The sequence below is a fragment of the Paenibacillus sp. alder61 genome (genome assembly GCF_020179875.1).
In the GTDB taxonomy this organism is placed as follows: domain Bacteria; phylum Bacillota; class Bacilli; order Paenibacillales; family Paenibacillaceae; genus Fontibacillus; species Fontibacillus faecis.
Genome location: NZ_JAIUDG010000008.1, coordinates 67,235 through 89,422, shown reverse-complemented (window position 1 = coordinate 89,422; position 22,188 = coordinate 67,235). Strand labels below are relative to the sequence as shown.

Here is a 22,188-nt window from a genome sequence, read left to right as displayed (position 1 = left end):
ACCGGGGGACTTAAGGGGAAGGGAGATCGATCAGGCATGAGAGTCGGCATCATCATGGGCGGAGTGTCCTCCGAATATGAGGTCTCGCTGATGACGGGGCGGGAGATGGTTGCGCATTTGGACCGGAAAAAATATGACGTTCTGCCCATTATAGTAACGAAGCGGGAGGAGCTCATCGACCGGGTGAGGGACATCGATTTCGCGCTGCTTGCGCTTCACGGAGCGTTTGGCGAGGATGGCACGGTTCAGGGCGCGCTCGAAACGCTGGGCGTCCCCTATTCGGGAAGCGGCGTACTATCCAGTAGCCTGTGCATGGATAAGGACTTGTCCAAAATGCTGATGCGCGCCGAAGGAATACCGACCCCGGACTGGCGTCGCCTTAGCCTGGAGAATTGGCAAGAACAAGCGGCCGGAGCGGGATTTCCGGTATTCGTAAAGCCGAATAACGGCGGCTCCAGCATCGGGGTTCGGCGGGCGGACCATGAAGAGGACCTGTACGGGGCGGTAACGGAAGCTTTTCGCTGGGATCGGACGGTTATCGTCGAATCGATGATCGAGGGGCAGGAAATCACCTGTTCCATCGTTGACGGGGAATTCCTTCCGGTGCTGGGCATCCGCGCGGCCCGCGCGGACTGGTTTGACTACGACGCCAAGTATACCGACGGGGGAGCCGAGGAGGCTCCGATCTCGCTTCCGCATGAAGTGTATTCCCGGGTCCGGGAGACGGCGTTAGCCTGCTGCCGGCTTTTCAAATGCGGCGTTTATGCGAGAATCGACATGATTTTGCACAACGATACTCCTTTTGTACTGGAGGTAAATACGCTGCCCGGCATGACGAAAACCAGCTTGCTCCCCAGAAGCGCCGAGGCGGCGGGATGGACTTATGCGGAGCTGCTGGACCGGATTATCGAAGGCTCCTTGCGGGAGCGGGGAAAGGGAGGAAAACGCGATGACATCAACGAGTAATTGGATTGCTCCAAGAGTAAGGGAAATTCAGCCTTCGGGAATCCGGAAGTTTTTTGACCAAACCCAAGGGTGCGCCGATGTAATTCGACTTGGGGTGGGGGAACCGGACTTTTCCGTACCCGAACCGGTTCGGGCGGCTTGTATCCGCGCTCTTCAAGACGGGCTGACGGGGTATACGCCTAATGCGGGATTGCCGGAGCTCAGGGAGGCCATTTCCGAATATATGCAGGGCAGCTTTCGGCTGACGTACGATCCGGCCAGAGAAGTCCTCGTGACTGTCGGGACCAGCGAGGCCGTTGATTTGGCGCTTCGCACCTGCATCGTCCCGGGGGACGAAGTCCTGATACCGGCACCGGGTTATGTCGCTTACGCGCCCATCGCCCATTTGTGCGGCGGAAAAGTCGTGGAGGTTGAGACGAGCGCGGCGCACAAATTTAAGCTTACCGCGGAAGCGCTGGCCCGGCGGATCACAGACCGCTCCAAAGTGCTGATCGTCAATTACCCGGGAAATCCGACAGGAGCCGTCATGACGAAAGAGGATTGGCTTCCGGTGGCCGCGCTTGCCGTGAAGCATAACTTGATCGTTATTTCGGATGAGGTCTATGCGGAGCTGACATACGGGAAGCGGCACGTCAGCATTGCCTCGCTGCCGGGAATGCGGGAGCGGACGCTGGTCATCGGCGGTTTTTCCAAGGCGTTTGCCATGACGGGTTGGCGGGTCGGGTACGCCGCCTGCGGCAATCATGACCTGCTGTCGGCCATGTTGAAAATTCACCAGTACACCGCGATGAGCGCTCCGACCCCGGGGCAGATCGCCGCGCTGGCTTCCCTTCAACATGGCTTGGAGGCCAAAGAGGCCATGAAGGAAATATTCGACCAAAGACGACGTATGTTCGTAAGCGGATTGCGGGAAGTCGGGCTTTCCTGTCATGAACCGGAAGGGGCGTTCTACGCTTTTCCCTCCGTTGCTTCTACCGGTCAGGATTGTGAAGCCTTCGCCGAAAGACTGCTTCGCGAAGCGGGGGTGGCGGCCGTACCGGGCCGGGTGTTCGGAAAAGGCGGTGAAGGGCATATCCGGTTTTCCTATGCGGCGTCCACGGAAAACCTGGAACGGGCTCTGGAGCGAATCGGGCGGTTTTTGGAACGGATGCGCGTCGGCGTGGAGGCGATATGAAAGTGGCGGACATCATGATTTCTACACATACCAAGATGAGTTGCCGCGACACTTGGGCGGAAGTCTCGCTCGATGCGATAACTCATAATGTTTCGTTGTTCCGGCGTCAGGCGGCAGCGGCGTGTCGAATTATGGCGGTGGTCAAAGCCGACGGATACGGCCACGGCGCCGTGCAAGCGGCAATTGCGGCGAAAGCGGGCGGCGCGGATTATCTGGGCGTGGCTTTGCTTGATGAAGCCCTTCGCCTCAGAGAAGCGGGAATCAAGCTGCCGATTCTCGTGCTGGGCTATACTCCGCCCTCCGCGGTTGATTTGGCGGTTCGTCATGACATCACCCTCACGGTTTTTTCCGAAGAGGTGCTGCGGGAACTTGCCGCCCGGGCGGAGCTGCGGCGGAAGCCGGCCCGGATCCACCTCAAAATGGATACGGGAATGTCCCGAATCGGCCTGACCTCCACCGAGGATGTTATAAAGATCGTGCGGCAAGCGGCCGTCTATTCCCCTTATATTGTTGTGGAAGGGCTGTTTACGCATTTTGCGGATGCGGATGGGCCTGACCCCGGATTCACAGAGCGGCAATATAGACAGTTTATCTCCTGTATCCAAGCTCTGGAGTCCCGGGGAGTGTCCATTCCCTTGAAGCATTGCTGCAACAGTGCCGCCGCCATGCGCTTTCCCTACATGCATCTGGATATGATCCGGGTGGGAATCGCCATGTACGGCCTTTATCCCTCGGATCATACCCGGCTTCCGAACTACCCGCTGCGGGAAGCGATGCAACTGAAAACGAAGATCGCGGCTCTCCGCCAAATCGGGGAGGGAGACACGGTCAGCTACGGCCGGACCTTCCGTGCGGACGGGGAGCGGGTCATCGCCACCGTTCCGATTGGTTATGCGGACGGGTTATCGCGTTCGCTTTCCAATCGGGGATCGGCGATCGTGCGGAACCGCCGGGTACCGATCGCCGGGCGGGTGTGCATGGACCAGACGATGCTCGACGTCACGGCGCTGCCCGATGTATCGGTTGGCGATACCGTCATTTTGATTGGCGGGGAACAAGGCAAAGAGAGCATTCCGGTCGATGAAGTGGCGGCCCTGATGAACACGGTGAATTATGAGACGGTTTGCCTCATCGGTCAGCGGGTTCCGCGGGTCTACCGAGAGGCGGCCGCAACTCCGGTCTCGGAAGATTTGATGTCGGCTAATGATCAAGCGTCTCCATTTTCATTCGTCAGATAGACGGTGATCAGCAGCGCCAGCAAAACAGTGATTCCGGAGGCGGCCAGTTGAACGATCAATTCATACGGTTCCGGTACATCGATCAACCCAAACACGACATGCCGCAAAAACAGAAAGAGCAATTGGATCACGGCATAAAAAACCAGAATGTTTATAACCCACTTTTTTAACTTTTTCATAGAAACTCTCCTTTTTCACTAGAATCTACAAAAACTTTAAAGTTGAATATCCGATTCCTGACAGTACGCTGTCAGGAATTTTGTCTATAATAGGAACTATATAGTTTGAACTATTGATTTGCATACTAGGTGCCCCGTCAGATAACCTTGACTAACAAAATTCCTGCAAATAATCTGCAGGGATTTTCGTCGAAACCGGCTCGTTTCTCTAAAACCGCAAGAAATACCTGCAGATTTGCATCTTTTGGAGTTGGAAGTGCACTAGGCACCTCGGTCACAGTGGGCTTAATACGATTTGGATGTTCATGGGGCTAAAGAGCGGTGGAGAGGTTCTTTTCACGTTCTTCTTCTGCAGCTCATTGAAATAAAAGGAATTGTTCCCGTTAATTTGGTGCGTATGCGGCTGGAGAGGCGAATTAGCTGGAGAACCTCCCGTTAATTCGCTTGAAATTGTGCATATTGGCAATAGGGCCGCGAAATAGATGGAGTTTTTCCAGCTAAATTCGATAAAAGGACCAAGAGCGGTAAATTAAAGGGAGATTTTCCCGTTAATGATGTAAACTCCGAGTATATCTACAATTGTGAATTTCGGTAACGTATCTCCGAAACCATTTCATACCTTTTCACAACGCCAATTCTTTAGTTCAACCTATATAACCATAAATCGGGAGGAGTTCCTATGAGAACGGAACAGGAAATGATGAGCCTTATTTTGGATTTCGCGGCCCGGGAGGAACGAATTCGCCTGGTCACGCTGGAAGGGTCGCGAACGAACGCGAACATTCCCCGGGATGCGCTGCAAGACTATGATATTTCCTATTTTGTAACCGACATGGATTACTATAAAGGCGACGAGAGTTGGCTCGAGACGTTCGGGAGCAGGTCCATGATGCAGAAACCCGAGGATATGGAGCTGTTCCCGCCGGAATTGGGGAATTGGTTCTCGTATATTATTTTATTTGAAGACGGGAACAAAATGGACCTTACTTTGATTCCCGTGGACGAAGCCGACGAGTATTTTGCCGGCGGTGACGGGCTGGTCGAGGTTTTGCTGGATAAGGATGACCGGGTCGATCATAAGGAGCCGGCCCACGACCGCCAGCATTGGATCGAGCCGCCGACCGCCCGGAAATTCGACGATTGCTGCAACGAGTTCTGGATGACTTCCACTTATGTCGTGAAGGGGCTGGTGCGGCGGGAGATTTTGTTCGCCATCGACCATCTGCAGGAGATCGTCCGGCCCAATCTGCTGAGAATGATGGCTTGGCGGATCGGAGCGGCACAGGGATATACTTTTAGCCTCGGCAAGAACTATAAATTATTAGACCGCTATCTTCCCAAGGAAGATTGGGATGCGCTTATGTCGACCTACGAGATGAGCGATTACCCCAAAGTGTGGGATGCCCTGTTTACATGCCAAGCGTTGTTTAGAATACATTCTGCCAAAGTGGCCGGGTACGCGGGATTCAAGATGCCGGGTTACGATCAAGCGGTTGCCAAATACACGGATTTTGCCCGAAGCCTCCGCCCACTCTAACTATCAATGTTATAATGAAAGCGTAGTCCGCAATACTGCTTTTGTGATATCAGCCATCTATCTATTTGACGAGGAGGTTGGAACATTGAAGTATGCGAATTTGGGAAGAAGCGGCTTGAAGGTGAGCCGACTGTGTCTGGGAACGATGAATTTCGGGCCGAGCACGGAGGAGAAAGAAGCGTTCAAGATCATGGATGCGGCGATCGATGCCGGCGTGAATTTTTTCGACACCGCCAATGTGTACGGCGGGACGCCGAAGCGCGGCTGGACGGAGGAAATCATCGGCCGTTGGTTTGCCCAAGGCGGCGGCCGGCGGGAGAAGGTCGTTCTGGCCACCAAAGTTTACGGAGGAATGGGAGATCCCCATGTCGACCCGAACGGGGGAGCCGGGCTATCCGCCTACAAAATCCGCCGTCATCTGGAGGATTCGCTCCGTCGGCTTCAAACCGACCATATCGAGCTGTACCAGATGCATCATGTGGACCGCAGCGTTTCCTGGGACGAACTGTGGAACGCGTTCGATATTCCGTTAAAACAGGGCAAGATCGGTTACGTCGGCGCCAGCAACTTTGCCGGCCGGGACTTGGTCAAAGCCCAGTACGAAGCAAAACATCACGGCATGTTCGGCCTCGTGTCCGAACAGCATAAATACAGCCTCCTTTGCCGCCTGCCGGAGCTGGAAGTGCTTCCGGCCGCCGAGGAGCTCGGCATCGGCGTCATCCCTTGGAGTCCGCTGGACGGAGGCATCCTCGGCGGCAACTGGAATCCGCAGCCAGGGTCGCGGACAGCCAAACAGAGCGAGCGCATGGAGAAGCTGCGCCCGCAGTTGGAACGCTTCACCGCGCTGTGCAAAGAGCTCGGCGAGTCGGAGGCGAACGTCGCCTTGGCCTGGACGCTGGCGAATCCGGCGGTTACAGCGCCGATTATCGGCCCGCGCACGCTGCGGCAGTTCGAAGATACGCTCCGTGTCGTGGAGCTTGAGCTGAGCGAGGACACATTGAAGGCGCTGGACGATATTTTCCCGGGTCCGGGTGGAGAGGCGCCACGCGCTTACGCCTGGTAAAAGGCTAGGGAGCCGCTAGAACTTTTTTCGCGTGACGCCTCGGGTTGGACGAGTAAGATCGTGAAACCCGGGGCCTGCGCGATCCTCCTCGGGATTTTGTGAAAACTTGAATGAAGAGAATTGAAAATGGAATGTAAATTTCTCATTACGACGGATTTGGGTTCTTGACAGGGGGGTTATTATGAACTAAATTATATAGACCGATTGGTATAATCCTATGAGAGGCGAGGTTATTTCAATGGCAAACCAGAATCCCACCCGCAAAACTCTGATTGAAACAACCGCCAGACTCCTGATGAATCAAGGCTACAATGCGACTGGCTTAAATCAGATCACCCAGCTCAGCGGCGCTCCAAAGGGTTCGTTATATTATCACTTTCCCGAGGGGAAGGAGCAGCTCGCCTGCGAAGCTATCCGTTATACGCAGGACAAGGCGCGCTCCGAAATGATGAAGGTTTTGCAATCCACCGCGGATCCCGTGGAGGCTATTCAACGCATGCTGGATTTGATGATCGAGCAATTCGACAAGGATGAGGTGATTGGAGTACCGATCGGCATCATCGCGCATGAAACGGCCAAGAGTAACGAAACGATCCGCCAGGCATGCAGCAATGCCTATGAATGCTGGGGCGTCGAACTTAAGAAGAAGTTCGTATCGTCCGGACTTGCCGAGGAAGAGGCGCAGGAACTGGCGATAATGATCAATTCCATGGTGGAAGGGGCCGCGATTATGAGCATGACCCAGAAGAGCAGCGAACCGCTGCGGATTGCTTCCAAGTTGGTTCCCCGGTTATTTGACCGTTAAAGGGGAACGGGGACTTTTTTTAACCTAATGCTTAAAAATTTATATATAGAACGGTCTACTGACCATGTGCCCGAATATGTCAAGGAGGAAGGCGCAAGCCTCCCGACTTGTTGATATAGAGACATACACAATGAACCTTGGATAGTATTGGAGGAAAATTATAATGAATATGGATGCGACAGGCGCGGCTTCAACCGCCCCTACGGAAGGGATTCGAAGGCTTCCGATCACGATTGCACTGATTATCGGCGCGTTCGTGTCGATTCTGAACGAAACCCTGCTGAATGTAGCCTTTACGGATTTGATGAAAGAATTAAGCGTCGGTCCTTCGACGATACAGTGGTTATCCACCGTTTATATGCTGGTCATCGGTATACTCGTCCCGATTACGGCGCTGCTGATTCAATGGTTTACGACGAGACAGATGTTTTTGTCGGCCATGATTCTGTTTTTGATAGGAACGGTCATTTGCGGGATAGCGCCTTCGTTTGGCGTACTGCTGATCGGCCGGGTTATTCAAGCGGTCGGGACCGGGCTCCTGCTCCCGGTCATGATGAATACCATTCTGACGATCTACCCGCCGGAAAAAAGAGGCGCCGCCATGGGGACCATCGGTCTCGTTATCATGTTCGGCCCGGCGATTGGCCCTACGTTGTCCGGTTTGATCCTCGACGCCTTGAACTGGCGTTGGCTGTTCTTCCTGATTATGCCGCTTGCCGCTTTCTCCATTTTGTTTGCGGCCATATACCTGCGGAACGTCTCCGAATTGACCCGTCCTAAAGTGGATTTGATTTCAATCCTGTTGTCCACCGTCGGTTTCGGCGGAATCGTATACGGCTTCAGCCATGCCGGTGAAGGCGGCGGTTGGTCGGATCCGACCGTTTACATTTGTCTGGTGGCGGGTTTTGTTTCCTTGGCCCTGTTCGTATGGCGCCAGTTGGTCGTGAAGGAACCGACTCTGGATGTCCGGGTCTTTAAATATCCGATGTTTGCTCTGGCGGCCGCGCTGCTGATGGTTATGATGATGACTCTGTTCTCGACCTTGATTTTGCTGCCGATGTACCTGCAGGGAGCGCTTGTGCTGGCTCCGTTTGCGGCGGGATTGGCGCTTTTGCCGGGCGGTGTCATCAACGGATTGATGTCGCCGATTGCCGGACGTCTGTTCGATAAGTTCGGGCCGCGGGCTCTGGTCGTTCCCGGTCTGGTCATCGTGATCGTCACCATCTGGTTTATGCGCGGCCTCACCACCACGACGCCTGTCGGGACGGTGATTGCCATGCACATTTCCCTGCTGATCGGGATCTCGCTGGTGATGATGCCCGGCCAAACGACGGGTCTCAACCAGCTTCCTCGCCGGTTATATCCGCACGGAACCGCGATTATGAACACGTTGCAGCAGGTCTCAGGTGCGGTCGGTACGGCGCTGTTCATCAGCATTTATTCCGCGGGTCAAAAGAATTACCTGAGCACGGTTTCCGATCCGACCGATCCGGCTCAAGCACCGCACGCGATCGTCTCCGGCATTCATAACGCATTCACCATCTCGATGTTCGTCGGCGTCCTCGCGCTGCTGCTGGGGCTTTTCCTGCGCCGCACGCACGCGCCGGTCGAATATCACCCTGCCGAGCCGCAGCCTAACCCGCAGCCTCAGCAGTAAAAAAAGAAGGACTGTCCCTAAAAATAAACGGGGCAGTCCTTTTTTCCTTGCTGGCGCCAGTTACTTCTTGGTCACCGGGATGCTTAATTCAAGCTCGGACAGGTATTCTTTTTGAACTCCTCCGTCCGAACTGTGCTTGTATACGTAAGGCTTGATGACCACTTTCTCCGGAACTTCCGCAAAAGGAGTAAACAAAGTGCGCAGTTCCCGCGGTTGGTTGGCTGCCAAGGTCTCTCCTTGACCGCTGATGAACTCCAGCGCACGTCCTTGACCATCCGTTACGTCATAGTCAAAGGCTTGAACGGATGTAACGGGGTCCACGTAGTTAGCCGGCAGCTTGTCAACCAGCTGAGTATAGGTCGTCTCAACGGCAACCGTGGACGGGGTGATCTCCACTTTATCGACGCGGAGGCGAAGGACCTCATTTTCGGCTTGAGCCCCCGGCTTCAAGACGACGTTCTGGCCGGCTGTTTTGGTAACTGGCGTAACCAGTTCAAACGGTTTTTCATTCCCCTGCAAATACAGTTTGACGGTCAGATCAAATTGATCCGGCATACCCTTTATATCGGTAAAATTCATGACAGTAGCGTTCGCTGAGCCGATCGGTCCTCCAAGACTCCCCGGTTTGGCTTCCAGCGGTTTCCCGTCGACAAGCAGCTCGGTTTTAGCGAGTTGGACAGCCAGCGGTTCGCTGGCCTCGGCATCCCCCTCCCGCTCCAAGGCCATGGACAAGCGCGCACCGTCAAACACAATTTCGGAGATTTTCAATTTTGTGTTTTCCTGGCTTGCTTCGGCCAGGGTAGCCTGCAGGATGCCCTTTTCATCGGCCGTTTGAAGTCCCAAATCCCCGATCAGGTTAAACACGTGCCCCATTCCCGGCACTTGCTTCAGCGATTGGGCCATGGTGGGAGAGACAAAGGCGGTGCCCAGGATGCAGGCGCTTAAAACAGCTGCCGAGGCGGCCGCGACGGTAAATCTGCCCCAAGGGCGAGCCGGCTTTTTCCGGCGTTTAAATTCAGTGGTTTGGCCCATTCCCGGTAATCCGGCCTCGATATGGGCGTAGGTCTCCTCCAAACGTTGTCTCACTTGATCGGGCATGGTACGCTTTCCTCCCATTTTTGACATTTCCATATCCAACTGCTTTTCCAAATCAATAGCTTTCATTTAACTTCGCCTTCCCTTCTCCGGAATATTGGAGCATATTTATCAATGCCTTACGTGCACGGTGCAGCCGGGTTTTGACCGCACTTTCGGAGATGTCGAGACAGTCCGAGATTTCTTTGATCTGCATGTCCTGGAAGTAACGCAATGCCACTACCACCCTCATCGACTCATCGAGTTGGTCCACGACTTGCCGCAATTCAACCTGCCCATATTCATCCCCTGACGTGGAAGGCTCGTAATGCAAGGAATCCATATCCACGGTGGCTTTTCTTTTGCGGTGTATCTGATTGCATTTGTTAATCAGGATCCGGAAGACCCAGGTTTTAAAGTAGGCGGGCTCACGCAATCCGGATAAGGATTGGTAGGCTTGAATCATCGTCTCCTGCAAGGCGTCGGCGCAATCGTCGTCATTTTGAAGAATGTTGTAAGCCATTCCGTACATATCCGACTCGATTCTTCGCATGAGAAGTACGAAAGCATGTCGGTCTCCGGCCTGGGCCTGGATGACATCGGATTCGAAGTTCAAAACGGCAACCTCCTTTCGGTTTATACTAGTTAGATGACCCTGCGGAGCATAAAGGTTACATCGTAAAATTTTTAAAATGACTGCAATTGCTGCTATATAAGGAAGCCTAATAATCGGAGGCACCGAGATGGTAACGGCCGCTAAAATAAATCGAATAGCAATGTAACGTTTCGTTGCGATCGGGTGATCTAACTCTATGTAGCATCCAATGACACTAACTTTACGATTAGGAGGATTTATTTTATGAAAAGAACGGGAGCAACCAAGTATAGCACTCTTCTGAAGGCTTTGGGAATTACAGTATTGACAGGGACCCTTGTAGCCGGCGTCATGCAAGTGCAGGCCCATGCGAGCCAACGGACGGGGGCTTCAAGTAACCCGGCTTTCGCCGCAGCCACCTCATTGAGCGCGTCTTCGATTCAAAAGGCTGAAAAGAAGCTGGAGGAGTTGACCGGGAAATCACTTACATTGGGCAAGGCCACGAATTTCCCTTCAGGTTCGATCCTGGCTGTTCAGGGAGCGTCCGGGGGCGAAGTGCTTTTCAATAAGAAGGGGGAGATCGATAGTATTAGTGTAAAAATGAAATGGAGCGACCTGAGTGCTTCCCATCAGGAAGCTATGCAAAAGGCTCTGGATACCGTATTACCCGGAGGATCGGCACAGGCGGAACACGTGACGTTGATCATGGACTACACCAATACCAATCCAAAGGTGAAAAACAAACTTCAGATGTTAGCGGAGGTTCAGAACACCACGATAAATGTGCTGGATGGAAAATTGAGTATGGCTCTGGAAATCCTGAAGATACAAGATGTCCCTGAGACAGCGATCAAATCCGCCAAAGCCGTTATTGCGAGGGTGGAACATGTTAAAAAAGCGGAGGCTTTGACCCAGGCATTCCTGATTACCGAACCGGACGCCGTCAAATATGAACTCCGTTTCGGGGCGCCAACCTCAAAGTACCCCGTAAGTGTCGATATCGATAAAAAGACAAATAAAGCAACCGGGTTATATTTGGGATTCCTTCAAGACAACCTTGCCAACAAGAGCGATGCGCAAATCAATAAAGTTATGCAAACTATGAAAAATGCGGATATGAACAAACTTAAAAAGACCGCCGTTCCGCAAATTAAAAAATGGTTGGGACTGGATCTATCCGGTTATAAGCTGACCAAAGTTGCGAATGAACCGGGTAACGCGATCTTTACCAAGAGCGGCGCAGCATCGGTCGAGATTACGTATAACTCCAAGGGAGAAGTGTACTGGGTGAACTAATATGGACCGACGGACCGCTCCTTGAAGATCGGTTAAGTTAAACGACTCGTTAAACGGGTCGTTTTTTTATATTGTTATAGCTAAGCGCAATTTCCGAACGATTCGTGGAATGAATCGCCCAGGCCTTGACGAGGCTAGGGGATAAGCGGACAATACTAGAGGATTAAAATGTAAAGCCGTAAAAAAAGAGGAGAGAACACCTACATGAATCAGTTTTTCAAACTCCAACAGCATGGAACCAGCGTCAGAACCGAGCTGCTGGCGGGGGTCACCACCTTTCTGGCCATGGCCTACATCCTGGTCGTCAATCCGGCGGTGCTGAGCGCGGCCGGGATCCCGTTTGACCAAGTGTTTATGGCCACGGTGATCGCCGCCGTGATCGGCACGCTGTTTATGGCGCTGTTCGCCAACCATCCGATCGCCATCGCTCCGGGCATGGGGCTGAACGCGTATTTTACCAGCGTCGTCGCTTCCACCGGACTCACTTATCAAACCGTGCTCGGCACGGTGTTTCTCGCCGGGGTGTTGTTCCTGCTGCTCAGTCTGACAAAGCTGCGGGAGGCGTTGATTCGGGCGATTCCCGATTCGCTGAAATTCGGCATTACCGCTGGCATCGGTCTGTTTATCGCTTTTCTCGGGCTAAAAATGTCCGGTATCGTCGTTGCCAATCCCGATAACATAGTTACCTTTGGCGACCTGCACCGCTCGGTGACGCTGCTGACGATTGTCGGCGTGTTCGTCACGCTGATTCTTATGGCTCGCAAAATACCGGGCGCGCTGTTTATCGGTATGGCCGTAACGGCGCTGATCGGCTACCTGACCGGCCAGTTGAAGTTCCAAGGGATGATCTCCGCTCCGCCGGTTCCGGTCTTCTTCGACATGGACATTCCGGGCGTGTTCAGCCAGGGGCTGTATACGACCGTGTTCGCGTTCTTGCTTGTCACGCTGTTCGACACGACCGGCACGCTGATCGGGGTGGCGGAGCAGACGGGCACGATGAAGAACGGGGAGTTCCCGCGGGCCAAGTCCGCGCTGCTTGCCGATGCGACCGCGACAACGGTCGGTTCCATGTTCGGCACCAGCCCGACGACCGCGTTTATTGAGTCGACCACCGGAGTCGCGGCCGGGGGACGGACCGGACTCACCTCGCTCGTGGTTGCGGTGTTGTTCCTGCTGTCCATTTTCTTCTCGCCGCTCGTCGGCGCGATTTCATCGCTGCCCGCCATCACCGCTCCGGCGCTCATTATCGTCGGCTGCTTCATGATGGAGGGGCTTGCCCGCATCCAATGGAAGACGTTCGACGAAGCCTTTCCGGCCTTCGCCATCCTGCTGATGATGCCGCTGACCGCAAGCATCGCCACAGGGATCGCAGTCGGCTTCATTACTTACCCCGTTATGAAGCTGGTCAGCGGCAAGGGGCGTGAAGTGCATCCACTGCTTTATGTGTTCGGGCTGATTTTCCTGATTCAGCTTACCTTCTTCCCGGCACACTGAGCCGAAAAGATAAGAATTTGTCACCCGTTTTAACCGGTTTGTGACCCTTTCCCTTCCGCAAAACCATATAATGAAAGTATAAATTTACCGACGGTGTTTAAACCGTTCGAGAATGGTTATTTATACTTAATAGACGGTGATACCGGATTTCGAAAGGCGGGACGCTGGAATGAAAAAATGGATGAAATTGTTGATCCCCCTGTTACTTATCGTAATGCTGTCTTCGTTAAACGCTACGTCCAGTTCGGGAGCAAGCCGGGAGCAAAACGAGCGGCTTGTCGCAGCTCCGGAATCGAGACAGTTGACGGTTTATATCGAGGCTATAGATACTCGCGCGGACGGGGTCGCACTGGCGGTCGATCCGATCGAGTGGTACACCGGGAAGGAAGCCGAGGAGGTTTTCGCCAAGCACGAACCGGACGCCGGAATCGACGGACCTCCCGACGGGTACTACATCGTGAATGAGAACGAGACGCTGGAACATATTCCGGTAGCCAAGGATGCCAAGATTCTCATGCAGATTTACGACCGTACGGGAAATCCCGCGGATGCGGATATTGTATGGAATGAACCGGTAAGCTTGGACAAATTCAAGAGTTTGTTCCGGGGCGCTCAGGTGCTGGATCCTCGAGTGTTTCCTTATCATTTGAGTATCGAGAATGGCGTCGTCACCCAAATCGTCCAGCAGTATGTGCCTTAACCGTAAGGACCGGATGTTTATCCGGTCTTTTTTTGGACTTTATTAATTTTTTTTAGGAAATAGTACCCTTATAATTCCCAAAGGTGTAATATGAAAGAAAGTAAATCTAGTTCTTTATAACTATTTCTTGGAGAGCGTGGATTAAATGAACAGGTTGCAAGAAATTCACCGGCGGAACGTACTGATGTTAAAGCTGTTGTGGAGCTTCTATGGCATAGCACTCGCGGTAAATCTCATCATGGACAAAAGCATCGATGTGATCTATCCTCCGGTAGGTCTGCTTGTGGGCCTGATTATGCTGCTGCTCGTGAACAGCCGACGTGTTCCGGAAATCGTCATGTTACTGATGATCGTTTCCCTGTACGTGTTTTTTGTGAGTCATGCCATCATATATCCTTATTCGATCAACTATATTTTTCTCGGACTTGTGCCTTTATTCGCTCTTTTGTACCTGGATTTCAGGGCGGTATTGCTGTCCGGGGGCTTGTATTTGGCCAGCGCGGCTTATTTGTTCATCCGGTTTCGGGACAATATGTTTCCCGAAGCGGCCGCAAGCGATGTCATTTATATCGTGATCTTCGGGGCGTTTACCACCGTGTTTTCTTTCTTGTTCACCCGATATACGAAATCGCTATGGTTGAAGGCCGAGAAGAACGGGATTCAACTGAGCAATATTTTGGAGAATGTCAAGATCGCCACATGGTCCTTCGACTTAAGCGTAGGCGTCATGACGCTGTCGGATGGAATCGTTCACATTACCGGTTGGCCGCCGGAGGCGTTTAAAGGAGATTACCATCTGCTGACCGGCCTGGTCCTGCCGGCGGACAAGCCGAGGATTATGCAGGCCCAGAAGGAAATGGTCCTGGATAAACGAAGCGTGAATCTGGAGTGCAGAATCTACGACAAAGACGGGGAGTACCGCTGGACGCAAATCCGGGGAACCCCGCTCTTCAATGAATTGGGGCATCTGGAGAGGCTGGAGGGAGTCATCATTGATATCACCGAACGCAAGAGACTGGAGGAGCAGGTGGAATACCTGGCCTATCATGATGAGTTGACGGGGCTCCCCAACCGGGCGCTGTTCCAAATGAAGTTCGATCAATATGTCCATGACGGGATGACTCCGCTGACGATCATGTTTATCGACCTGGATAACTTCAAGGAGGTTAACGACGCCTTCGGCCATACCGCGGGCGATTTGCTGCTTAAAGAAACCGCCGGAAGACTGTGCAGCCATATTCGGGATAGCGACACGGTCTGCCGGCTCGGGGGGGACGAGTTTTTGGTCCTGCTCTCGGCGAGTGATCAGAGGCACGCTTCCAAGGTTGCCGAGCGGATTATCGGCAGCTTGTCCGAGCCTTACTACTACCAAGGATATCCTCTGGTAACGACGCCGAGCATCGGTATTTGCGTTTACGATGGGGGTCCGGGGGATCTGGACCGGCTGATTCGCGAGGCGGACGAAGCGATGTACGAAGCCAAGCGGGAGGGACGTAATCAGTACTACGTTCATCCGTCATCTCTCGAGGCTACGGTTTGACCCGACTAGAGAATTGCAGCCAGTCCCGGCCGGCCCGCAGCACATCCTTTAAACCCGGTTTGCGGATGACGTAGTAGGGGAGCAATTCCCCGCCCCATTCCGCCTTGGCTTCCGAAACGGAAGCGAGATTGGCTCCCGCAAAATCAAAACGCCGTACGCCGGCGGCGGCAAGATCCTCGAATTCATGGAACTGAACCTGTTGAACGACGCCGTTGGAGAGATGGGCGGTCTTGGTCCCGGCAATCCAACCGATCGCCGAAGCCGGCTGCAGCAGCAGAGAAATGTTGACGCTAACCGGCTCCCCGTCTTTAGAGTAGCAAATATAGCATCGGAAGGCATGGTCCCCCATTAAGTCGCGCGCGAGCTCCAAATCCGCTGCGCTAAGCTGATGGCTAAAACCCTGCCTTTTTTCCGTTTCTACCAGGCACTCGTAGGCATGCGACATATTGACCGATTTTTCGGTTCGGTATCCGGCGGCTTCCGCCTTGCGGATCTTGTTGCGGATCGCTTTGCTGGCGAGATCCAAGGAATAAGGAACATTCACGCAGTACGTGTACTTCACTTCCGCCTTCAGCCCCCGCCACAGAAACGGGCGGACATCGTCCAGCTCAGGCGGGAGGTGAACGACGGCCGGTCCCCGAATCTGCTGTAGGCGATCCATTAGCAAACCGGCGATTTCGTGCCATTGTTTGTTGATGCGGAATGGCTTTTGACTGGGGGTAGCCAGGAACAGCGACGGGTGATACGGGTTTTGCGGCGGAAGCATGAATCGCTCCACGGCATTGAAAAAGAACAGAAACTCTCCCCGCGCCTCGGACCGCTCCGCCTGCAGCCGCACATGCTCCACCCTGCAGCCCCATTTACGGCGATTGAATTCCCCCCACTGACTTAAAGCAGTATGATCGATCATCCTCTCGCTCCGAAACTCCCTTCTTCCTGAAGTATAGCAAGCCGTTTTTTCCGGTGGAACCGCAGCAAGTCCAGGCTTGTACGAGCCAAATCTTTAAATATGGGGAGCCGTATCTGATAGTAGGATACTAGATCCCCTCCCCAACCGGATTTCGAACGCGCGACCGATTGCAGATTGGCTCCTACCAAATCGATGTCCTGCAAACCGGCCGCGGCCAAGTCGTCGAACACCGCATGCTGGGAGAGCTGGACCACGCCGTGCGATAAGTGTTCGGTTTTGCTCCCCGCCATCCAAAACAAGGCCCGACGCCCGTCCAAAATCAGGATGACGCTGGCGGTCACCGGTTCGCCGCTCGGGCTGTAACAGACGTAACAGCGCAGACCGTCGTCGCCGAGAAGCGTCTGCGCCAATTGCAAATCTTCCAGGCTCAGCCGATGACTGAAGCCTTTTCGCGTTTCCGTTTCGAGCAGGCAGGCATGCACTTCCGCCATATTATGAGTCAAGCCGCAGCGGTATCCTTCCTGAACCGCTTTTTTAATCCGGTTGCGGATGCCTGGACTGGCTTGCTCCAGCGAATGGGGAAGCCGGATCTGATAAGTGTACTTTACGTCGGCCTTAAACCCCTTCCATAAAAATGGGCGGATATCCCGGATGTCCGGCGGGAAGCAGTAAGCCGCGCTTCCTCCGTACCGGAGCAATTCGCCGATCATCACTTCGGCGGTTTGATGCCACTGCCGGTTCAAACGGTAAGGTTTGTCCGTCGGCGTAGGCTGAAACACGGTCGGGTGAAACGGGTTAAGCGGAGGAAGATAGATTTTTCCGCGTTTGTTAAGAAAAAAGAGACTTTCGATATAGGCCTCGGAATCCTCGCGCTGAAATCTTAAGATTTTCGCTTCACAGCCCCACTTAATCCGGTTGAATTCGGCCCAAGGCTCCAGGCCGCGCGAAACAGGCTGCAGCTGTTCCATAGTTAACCTCCCAAAAATTCAAGTTCTAAGATGCCGGAAACATCATCTACTAGTGTTATAGAACGTTTCGAACTGGCTGTTATAGTATATTTTCCCTTTTTCAATGTATGAGTAGTTCCGGAGAAACCCTTGATTTTTTTCTGAAGTGGAGGATGGTTGTGCTGAAGAAAGTGTTGTTTTGCGCTACGGTGGTATCTCATTTGAACCAGTTCCACACTCCCTATATGCGCTGGTTTAAACAGCAGGGCTGGGAAGTCCACGCGGCGGCATTCGGGGAGACGCCGATTCCCGATGCGGATCGTCAGTTTTCACTGTCGATCAAACGGTCCCCGTTCCGGTGGAATAATCTGAAGGCCTACAAGGAGCTGGCGGATTTAATCAAACGACACGATTATCATGTGGTCCACTGCCACACACCGATGGGGGGCGTTCTGACGAGATTGGCGGCAAGGCAAGCGAGGCGAAGCGGAACGAAAGTGCTTTATACCGCGCATGGCTTTCATTTTTTTGACGGGGCCCCCGTCGTTAACTGGCTGCTTTATTACCCGGCGGAGAAGCTGCTTTCCCGATGGACGGACTGCCTGATCACGATCAACGAGGAGGATTATCTCCGGGCCATCCGGCGGGGGTTTAAAGCCCAATCCATCGTGCATGTGCATGGGGTCGGCGTTGACTTCGGGCGGTTTAAGCCGGTGGACCCACGTGAAAAGCAACAGCTGCGCCGGGAGCACCACATCGGCCAGGACCGCTTCGTTCTGATCTACGCGGCCGAACTGAGCAAGCGGAAGAACCAGGGTTTTCTGCTGCAGGCTGCGGCGAATTTGAAGCGGCGGATTCCGGAGCTTCTGGTGCTCCTGGCGGGTCAGGGGGATTTGGAGACCCCTTACAAAAGATTGGCACAGCGATTGGGATTGACCGGAAATGTGGTGTTTCTGGGGCAGCGCAAAGACATGCCCGCGCTCTACGCTCTGGCGGATGTGGCCGTAACCACAAGCAGGCAGGAAGGACTGCCCGTGAATGTGATGGAGGCGCTGGCCTCGGGACTGCCCGTGATCGCGACCGAGGTTCGGGGCAACCGGGATTTGGTCGAGGACGGAATCAACGGATATCTGGTAAGACCGGGGGATACGGAGGCGTTTGAACAGAGAGTCTGGGAACTTTACGCGAGTGCGAAGCTGCGCAAGAAATTGAACGGCAGGGATCGATTGCTCGGCAAGTATACCGTGGCCCGGGTGCTGGAGGAGATGACGTCGGTTTACCGCGCGGCCGGAGTCAGCGAGGGGGTGGATGAGGCGGGAGACCTCGCCGTTTATGGAAGACGAAAGGAGTTGAAAGGATGAAAACGGTAATGACCATCGTGGGCGCCAGGCCGCAATTCGTGAAGGCGGCGCCGGTGTCGCGCGAACTCCGAAAGAGATGCCGCGAGGTGCTCGTCCATACGGGACAGCACTACGATTACAGCATGGCGGGGGTGTTCTTCGAGGAGCTGCGGATTCCGAAGCCGGATTATGACCTTGGCATCGGTTCTTCTTCGCATGGGCGGCAGACCGGCGAAATGCTGATTTCGCTGGAGGCGCTGATGCTGGAGAACGTTCCGGATGCCGTGCTGGTATACGGCGACACGAATTCCACGCTGGCGGGGGCGCTTGCGGCAAGCAAGCTGCGGATTCCGCTGTTTCATGTGGAAGCGGGCCTGCGAAGCTATAACCGCGATATGCCCGAGGAGATCAACCGGGTCATGACGGATCATGTCTCCGCCTTGCTGTTTGCGCCGATGGCGGAGGCGGTAAGCAACCTGCGGGCCGAGCGGGTGACGGAAGGCGTCTATGAGGTGGGCGATGTCATGTATGACGCCGTACTTTTCAACGAACGCCTGGCCGCGGCGAAACACCGGTCCGAGGATTTCGGCGTCCCGGCTGGCGGTTACTACCTGGCCACGATCCACCGCCCCTCCAACACCGACGATCCCGTGCGGCTAAGGGCGATATTGCAGGCGCTGCGCAGCCTGGACCAGCCGGTTTTGTTTCCGCTTCATCCCCGGACCGGCAAAATGCTGAAAGCGATGGGGGATTCCGCCGAGCGGACGTACGGGGACAACCTTTTGTTCACCGAACCGTTGTCTTATCTCGAGATGCTGGCGCTGGAACGCCAGGCCAAGGCGATTATCACCGACTCCGGCGGGGTGCAGAAGGAGGCTTATTTCGCCAAAGTTCCTTGCTTTACCCTGCGTTCGGAGACGGAGTGGGTCGAGACGGTGGCCTGCGGCTGGAATACGCTGGTGGACCCGCTCACCATGGATTTGGGACGAATTATAGGGGATTACCGGCCGAGGGCCTATATCGAGAACTTATATGGCGACGGCACCGCCTCCCTTCAAATTGCGGAGTTGATTCACCAATATCTGCAATGACTCTTTTATTTTGAAAAAGAATGAGAGGAAACCTCTTCTATTTGCCGTACTACGGAATATAGATAGCTTGAGGTGAGTGGGAAGTGGAGCTGAACGTTTTGTTGAGAACCGCCAAAAAACACGGGATTGCCGTGCTGATTACGCTGGCGCTATGCGTGGGCGGCGTTTTTTTGGCGAATGAGCTTGTCCGTCCCCAATATGAGGCCGCAGCAAGCCTCGTCGCCACGATTTCCTCCTCGGAATCGGGAACCTACAACGAGTTTTTGGCCAGCCAGATGCTAACCAAAACGTATGAGGATGCGATTCAAAGCCGCTTTGTCGCCAATGAGGCGAAAGCCAAGCTGCAAACATCGGAATCCGCCTACGGCCTGTTGAAGCGGATTAAGGTGAGAACCGACCCGGGAACGCTCGTGCTGGTGCTGTATGCGAGGCATGATAACCCGGAGGACGCCGTCGCCATCGCCAACGCGTTTGCCGAATCGTTTATCAGCAAATCCACGGAAATCGTACAGAGCGCCAATGTGACGGTATTGGATTACGCCAATCTGGAGGACGCCTCCATCCCGGTAAGCCCCAAAAAGGTGTTCAATCTGGCAATCGGCGTCTTCATCGGGGTTTTCGCCTCGCTAAGCGTGGCGATGCTGCTGGAGAAACGGGACGCCTCGCGGAGGAAGAGAAGGCGCCGGGGAAACCCGGAAGCAAGCGATCCGGGCCCGGACCCGTCCCTTGCAACGGATCAGGAAAAAGGAACGCCGAATAGAAACGAGGAAGCCGTATGAGAAAACGACCCGAATTCGAATCGGAAAGGGAGCGGATGCAAGCCGGGGAGATCCGCTTCGCCATTGTCGGCTGCGGGCATATCGCCGGCAAGCATCTCGAAGCGATTCAACAGGCGGAAGGAGCCGCCCTGGCGGCGCTCTGCGACCCGAACTTGACGAGGGTGTCCGCGCTGGCAGAGAGCTGGAATGTGCCGGCGTACGCGGGGATGGCGGAGATGCTGGCCCGGGAGCCGGATATCGACGCCGTATGCATCTGCACGCCCAGCGGGCTGCACGCCGAGCTGGCGATCGCCGCGGCCCGGGCCGGCAAGCATCTGGTCATCGAGAAGCCGCTCGCCCTCTGCGCGGAGGAGGCCGAGAGCATCGGGGAGGCCGCGGCGGCCGCTGGCGTCAAAGCTACGGTCGTACATCCGAACCGTTACCGGCCGGCAATCCGCCATTTGAAAGAGGCGCTGGACCGCAAGATGTTCGGCAAGCTGAGCCATGTCAACGCGACCGTCCGCTGGAACCGCAGCCAGGCTTACTATGATCAGGCGGCTTGGCGGGGCACGGTGGCGATGGACGGCGGCGTCCTTATGAATCAGGGCATCCACAGCCTGGATTTGCTCCTCTGGCTGTTCGGTCCCGTGGCCGAAGTGAGATCTTGGGTGGACACCCGAATCCGCAACATGGAGGCCGAAGATACCGCGATCGCGGCGTTGAAATTCGCAAACGGCACGTTAGGCGTCGTAGAGGCATGTACGACCGTTTACGAGCATAACCTGGAAGAAAGCCTGGCGGTGTTCGGCGAGAACGGATACGTCCTGATCGGCGGGCGGACCGCCAACTGGATCAAAGCGTGGAACTGCGTCAAGATGCCGGATGAGGAGATCGGCAGAATCATGGCCGAGGTGGAGGCCGATCCTTATGGCGTACCGGGACATGAACGGATAATCGCCGATATGGTGGAAGCGATCCGGACGGGAAGGGAACCGGCCGTTACCCTGGAAGAAGGGGCCCGGGCGGTTCGGCTGGCCTGGGATATTGTCCGGAACGGAAGATAGACGATGGCCGTCTGTTGAAAGGGCAGGAGTCAAATTAACGGGACTTCCTCCCGTTAATTTGGTGCCTACGCGGTTGCAAAGGGAAATTAGCCGGAAAACCTCCCGTTAAATTGTTCTGAAAATAGGGGTTTCGGCGGCTAGGGTGGATGCTTGCCGACCCGCAATTTCACTTGCCACCCGCTATAATAACGGCGTTTAGGGCTGCTATTTCGCCCAGATTCGCTTTATCGGGGAAAATAGCGGTTAAAAAGGGCTTTATTTCTCTGGAGCGGGTACAAAAATTGAGTTTTGATCCGTTTTTTTCCACTAGCTTTGCATTAGAACTGATATGGGTGCTGCCGACCCGCAATCTTTCTTGTCGCCCGCCGAATAACGGCCTTTTGGGCCGTTATTTCAACCCGATTTGCGTTTTAGGGAAGAATAGCGGCTAAAAGGGGCCTTATTTCTCTGGTGCGAGCCCAAAAATCCGGTTTTTGCCCGACTTTCTCTAAAATAAGGCCCCAAAAGACCGCTATTTCATGCCAAAGAGCCAAATTCGACAAAATAGCGCCGCAAACGACCCTTATTTACGACCCTACCTCAGAACGGAGTTGGCGCTGACACATTTGCTTGAGTTTTTTGCAACGCTAGTGATCCAAGGGACAAGAGCGGAGAATAAACAGGAGATTTTCCCGTTAATAACCGGTCAGCCTGCAGACCGCTAATTCTTTAGTTCAGCTTATATGGAAACTTTAAGGAAAAGGGAAACGGAGGACGCAGT

Annotated in this window: 21 protein-coding genes; 16 read left to right on the top strand and 5 right to left on the bottom strand. The window is 54.3% G+C overall.

Annotation, left to right across the window (positions count from 1 at the left end; all coding sequences use genetic code 11):
• The first annotated feature begins 36 nt into the window (after positions 1-36).
• From LBW89_RS10165 to alr, 3 genes are read left to right on the top strand one after another with little or no spacing between them, the layout of a single operon-like run.
• Complete coding sequence (locus LBW89_RS10165; protein ID WP_225039100.1) at positions 37-966, top strand: D-alanine--D-alanine ligase; 930 nt, start codon at positions 37-39, stop codon at positions 964-966.
• Positions 950-2,140 (top strand): pyridoxal phosphate-dependent aminotransferase, encoded by a 1,191-nt coding sequence (locus LBW89_RS10160; protein ID WP_225039099.1) that lies wholly within the window; start codon positions 950-952, stop codon positions 2,138-2,140. The genes LBW89_RS10165 and LBW89_RS10160 overlap by 17 nt, the downstream gene beginning before the upstream one ends.
• Entirely contained in the window at positions 2,137-3,378 is a 1,242-nt protein-coding gene (gene alr / locus LBW89_RS10155; RefSeq protein WP_225039098.1) for an alanine racemase, read from the top strand. Before LBW89_RS10160 ends, alr begins: the two co-directional genes overlap by 4 nt.
• Here alr and LBW89_RS10150 read toward each other — a convergent pair.
• The gene (locus LBW89_RS10150) at positions 3,348-3,557 is read right to left on the bottom strand and encodes a hypothetical protein (protein WP_225039097.1); all 210 of its coding nucleotides are present in this window, start codon (positions 3,555-3,557) and stop codon (positions 3,348-3,350) included. The genes alr and LBW89_RS10150 overlap by 31 nt on opposite strands.
• A gap of 679 nt (positions 3,558-4,236) precedes the next feature.
• Here LBW89_RS10150 and ant(6) point away from each other — a divergent pair.
• From ant(6) to LBW89_RS10130, 4 genes are all read left to right on the top strand, one after another.
• Positions 4,237-5,094, top strand: a complete 858-nt coding sequence (gene ant(6), locus LBW89_RS10145; RefSeq protein WP_225039096.1) for an aminoglycoside 6-adenylyltransferase — start codon at positions 4,237-4,239, stop codon at positions 5,092-5,094.
• Between the two features lie 85 nt (positions 5,095-5,179).
• On the top strand, positions 5,180-6,157 hold the full coding sequence (locus LBW89_RS10140) for an aldo/keto reductase (RefSeq protein WP_213507007.1): 978 nt from the start codon (positions 5,180-5,182) through the stop codon (positions 6,155-6,157).
• A gap of 238 nt (positions 6,158-6,395) precedes the next feature.
• On the top strand, positions 6,396-6,962 hold the full coding sequence (locus tag LBW89_RS10135) for a TetR/AcrR family transcriptional regulator (protein ID WP_225039095.1): 567 nt from the start codon (positions 6,396-6,398) through the stop codon (positions 6,960-6,962).
• A 163-nt stretch (positions 6,963-7,125) separates the two neighbouring features.
• Entirely contained in the window at positions 7,126-8,619 is a 1,494-nt protein-coding gene (locus LBW89_RS10130; RefSeq protein WP_225039094.1) for an MDR family MFS transporter, read from the top strand.
• Positions 8,620-8,679: 60 nt separating this feature from the next.
• On the opposite strand, the gene LBW89_RS10125 is transcribed toward LBW89_RS10130, so the two are convergent.
• Positions 8,680-9,717, bottom strand: a complete 1,038-nt coding sequence (locus LBW89_RS10125) for a DUF4179 domain-containing protein (RefSeq protein ID WP_225039093.1) — start codon at positions 9,715-9,717, stop codon at positions 8,680-8,682.
• 52 nt (positions 9,718-9,769) lie between these two features.
• Positions 9,770-10,309 carry an RNA polymerase sigma factor gene (locus tag LBW89_RS10120; RefSeq protein WP_225039092.1) on the bottom strand — a complete coding sequence of 180 codons (540 nt, stop codon included), beginning with the start codon at positions 10,307-10,309 and terminating at the stop codon, positions 9,770-9,772.
• 243 nt (positions 10,310-10,552) lie between these two features.
• Here LBW89_RS10120 and LBW89_RS10115 point away from each other — a divergent pair, with 243 nt between their 5' ends.
• The 4 genes from LBW89_RS10115 (at position 10,553) to LBW89_RS10100 (ending at position 15,318) form a co-directional block, all read left to right on the top strand.
• A complete protein-coding gene (locus LBW89_RS10115) occupies positions 10,553-11,584 on the top strand; it encodes a hypothetical protein (RefSeq protein WP_225039091.1) in 1,032 nt (343 codons plus the stop codon).
• 204 nt (positions 11,585-11,788) lie between these two features.
• A complete protein-coding gene (locus tag LBW89_RS10110) occupies positions 11,789-13,078 on the top strand; it encodes an NCS2 family permease (protein WP_225039090.1) in 1,290 nt (429 codons plus the stop codon).
• 169 nt (positions 13,079-13,247) lie between these two features.
• Positions 13,248-13,778 carry a hypothetical protein gene (locus LBW89_RS10105; RefSeq protein WP_225039089.1) on the top strand — a complete coding sequence of 177 codons (531 nt, stop codon included), beginning with the start codon at positions 13,248-13,250 and terminating at the stop codon, positions 13,776-13,778.
• 145 nt (positions 13,779-13,923) lie between these two features.
• Positions 13,924-15,318: a diguanylate cyclase domain-containing protein gene (locus tag LBW89_RS10100; RefSeq protein WP_225039088.1), complete on the top strand. Its 1,395-nt coding sequence runs from the start codon at positions 13,924-13,926 to the stop codon at positions 15,316-15,318.
• Here the strand turns inward: LBW89_RS10100 and LBW89_RS10095 are convergent.
• Positions 15,308-16,228, bottom strand: coding sequence for a GNAT family N-acetyltransferase (locus tag LBW89_RS10095; RefSeq protein WP_225039087.1), 921 nt, complete (start codon positions 16,226-16,228; stop codon positions 15,308-15,310). The genes LBW89_RS10100 and LBW89_RS10095 overlap by 11 nt on opposite strands.
• Positions 16,225-17,196: a GNAT family N-acetyltransferase gene (locus LBW89_RS10090; protein ID WP_225039086.1), complete on the bottom strand. Its 972-nt coding sequence runs from the start codon at positions 17,194-17,196 to the stop codon at positions 16,225-16,227. The genes LBW89_RS10095 and LBW89_RS10090 overlap by 4 nt, the downstream gene beginning before the upstream one ends.
• Before the next feature lie 158 nt (positions 17,197-17,354).
• Here LBW89_RS10090 and LBW89_RS10085 point away from each other — a divergent pair, with 158 nt between their 5' ends.
• From LBW89_RS10085 to LBW89_RS10065, 5 genes are all read left to right on the top strand, one after another.
• Entirely contained in the window at positions 17,355-18,536 is a 1,182-nt protein-coding gene (locus tag LBW89_RS10085) for a glycosyltransferase family 4 protein (RefSeq protein WP_225039085.1), read from the top strand.
• On the top strand, positions 18,533-19,606 hold the full coding sequence (wecB, locus tag LBW89_RS10080; protein WP_225039084.1) for a non-hydrolyzing UDP-N-acetylglucosamine 2-epimerase: 1,074 nt from the start codon (positions 18,533-18,535) through the stop codon (positions 19,604-19,606). Before LBW89_RS10085 ends, wecB begins: the two co-directional genes overlap by 4 nt.
• Positions 19,607-19,689: 83 nt before the next feature.
• Entirely contained in the window at positions 19,690-20,385 is a 696-nt protein-coding gene (locus LBW89_RS10075; protein ID WP_148453287.1) for a YveK family protein, read from the top strand.
• The gene (locus LBW89_RS10070; protein ID WP_225039083.1) at positions 20,382-21,428 is read left to right on the top strand and encodes a Gfo/Idh/MocA family protein; all 1,047 of its coding nucleotides are present in this window, start codon (positions 20,382-20,384) and stop codon (positions 21,426-21,428) included. The genes LBW89_RS10075 and LBW89_RS10070 overlap by 4 nt, the downstream gene beginning before the upstream one ends.
• Before the next feature lie 146 nt (positions 21,429-21,574).
• Positions 21,575-21,859, top strand: a complete 285-nt coding sequence (locus tag LBW89_RS10065) for a hypothetical protein (RefSeq protein WP_225039082.1) — start codon at positions 21,575-21,577, stop codon at positions 21,857-21,859.
• Positions 21,860-22,188: the final 329 nt, after the last annotated feature.